Origin of the sequence: Olleya sp. Ti.3.14 (assembly GCF_038154885.1) — a bacterium.
GTDB lineage: Bacteria > Bacteroidota > Bacteroidia > Flavobacteriales > Flavobacteriaceae > Olleya.
The window spans coordinates 1-2,886 of sequence record NZ_JBAKAO010000020.1 but is presented as its reverse complement, the minus strand read 5'-3'; the positions used below and the strand labels follow the sequence as shown (position 1 = coordinate 2,886).

The window sequence follows — 2,886 nt, the reverse complement described above, 5'->3', positions numbered from 1 at the left end:
CAGAATGGAATTATGTTATACAACCAGCAGGAACAGGAATACCAACTTCTGGTACGTTAGTAACAACAACCACAATTTCAGAGACAGGATTAAATCCAGCAACAAATTACGAGATTTATGTACAATCAGTTTGTGGAGCAGATACAAGTACTTGGGCTGGTCCGTTTACCTTTTCAACATTATTACAATTTAACTTTACTTTAGATTGTGCGACAGATGGACCACAAACAATAGATTATTGTTATGATAATAATGATACTAATGTATTTACATTTACATCAACAGATGGTACACCTCTTAATTTAACAATTAACGCAGGACAAGTAGAAAATAGTTGGGATGAAGTTATTGTATTGGATTCTGACGGAGTTACTAACTTAAACGCAGCAACTCCATATGGTGTAGGAGGTCAAATTGGTGGTTTAACATTCCAATCATCAGGAGATACTATTTCTTTTGCTGTAGAATCGGACGGAAGTGGTAGTTGTCAAAGTAACTCAACGTATACTTCAATTAATTTAACTGTAACTTGTGCAACTTGTGTTAATCCAACAGCAACATTTGTTGTGGTTGATGATTGTGCAAATGGTGATCAGTTTTTAGTTGATGTTGATATAACATCTTTAGGTGATGCAACAACTTTATCTATTGAAGATAATCAAGGTAATCCACCAGTAGTTGTTTCAGCAATTGGAATAGAGCAGTTTGGACCTTATCCTTTTAACACAGATATTGTCTTTACTGTATCTAATACAAGTGATGCTAATTGTGTAATTACTAGCAGTGCTATTTCATTAGCAGCATGTCCTCCAGTAAATGATAATCCATGTAACGCAACAGTTGCATTAGTAAATAATGGAGAGGCATGTATTGATGTAAATTCTGGAACTTTAATAGAAGCAACTGATTCTGGTTTACCAGGAGGTACTTGTACTACAAGTGCGGATGATGATGTTTGGTATCAATTTACAGCATTAGGTGATCAACAAATAATTCAGATTTTAAATGTTACAGGAGGTTTTAATGTAGACCATGCATTGTATGAACTAGGTACAGATTGTAACGATTTAACGCAGTTATACTGTACAACAGATGATGCTAGTATTACACCAACCTTAACTGTAGGTAATGTGTATTACATCAGAGTATTCTCTGCTGGTACAACAGCAACTACTATTAACTTTGATTTATGTATTCAGACTTTAGGTGTGCCAACGTATTGTACGGAAGCTTTACCAATATGTGCGGATCCAACAATATTTTATCCTAGTATTGTAGGAGATCAAGTAGCACCTCCTTATATCGATTACGATTGTTTAGGAAGTCAGCCTGATCCACAATGGAATACTATTCAATTTGATGACGCAGGAGATTATGTGTTCCAATTAGCACAAACCAATGATGCTGGAACAGGATTAGATATTGACTTTATAGTTTGGGGACCATTTCCAGGTCAAGAGGCAGGATGTTTTGACCTGCTACCTGGTACTATTGCAGATTGTAGTTTCTCTGCTACTGCAACAGAGACTATTACATTAACAGGTGTGCCAGCTAACTCAATTTATATAATCTTAATTACAAATTACTCTCAACAATCAGGTAGTTATGTGTTTACACAACAATCGGGTCCTTTAGATGGTACTAATTGTGATGTAGTATGTGAGGTGGCTTTAGATTATGACGGAATACTAATTGAGCAAGGATTATCTGCTCCAGAAGGATCAAGTGATGACATTAATTTATGTGGAGCAACATCTGTTACATTGACTGCAGATACAGCTTATGCAGTTGATAGCTATGATTGGTATTTAAATAATATATATCAAGATGGCGTAACAGGACCAACATTTGAAGCTACAGAGTCAGGTCAATATATGTGTATCGTTGGTGGTGGTATTTGTGATGATTTTACGTCTTCATTAATAGCTAATATCAATTTCTTCGATTCAGCTACAGCTACAACAGCACCAGCGTTAGAAGTTTGTGATGATGGTTCAGGAAATGGTGTATTTGATTTAGAAAGTCAAACTGCAACAATTTTAGGAACTCAAGATCCAGCGGATTTTGTAGTAACATATTACTCGGCTTTAGCTAATGCTCAGGCAGGAATTGGCGCATTAACATCGCCACATACAGCTACAGACGGTACAACTATTTACGTAAGAGTGGAAGATGTAGATGCTGTAGGATCTGATTCTGGTTGTGCATCAACTAATACTAACTTTAATTTAATGGTAAGTGCTGCTCCAGAGGCAACGCAACCTATGGACTTAGAAGTTTGTGATGATGGTGCTGGAAATGATGTTTTTGATTTAACACAAAATGAAGCAACTATTTTAGGAGCTCAAACAGGAGTGGTAGTAACGTACCATAACTTAGAAGCAGATGCAATTAGTGGAGATAACGCAATAGTTAACCCTTCGGCTTATACTATCACAGGAAATCAAGAAACAATATTTGTAAGAGTTGAAAATGCAGCAGCAACAGATTGTTATAAAGTAACAAACTTTAACATCATATTTAATGCTACACCAGAAACAACTTTTAATTTAGATATACCATATGAGGTTTGTCCAGATGCAACATCACCAATTACTATTACTGCTCAAGCAGAAAATTACGCAGCTGGAGAAGTAAGTATCAAGTGGTACAACGAAGGTGTTGAGATTGCTGGTCAAACAGGTTTATCATTAAATACTGTTTTAACTGAAGGAGAGTATGAAATTGAAGTTACATTTAATGACACAGGATGTTCTAAATCAGAATTTGTAACAGTAGTAGAGTTAGAAAACTGTACAATACCACAAGGTATCTCTCCAGGTGTATCACCAGGATTAAATGACAATTTTGATTTAAGTAGTTTTGATGTACAAAGCTTAGAGATTT

At 35.7% G+C, this 2,886-nt stretch carries 1 pseudogene; it reads left to right on the top strand.

The window, feature by feature from the left end:
- Positions 1–2,886 (top strand): annotated as a pseudogene (locus V6251_RS15085) (hypothetical protein); the annotation flags it as partial.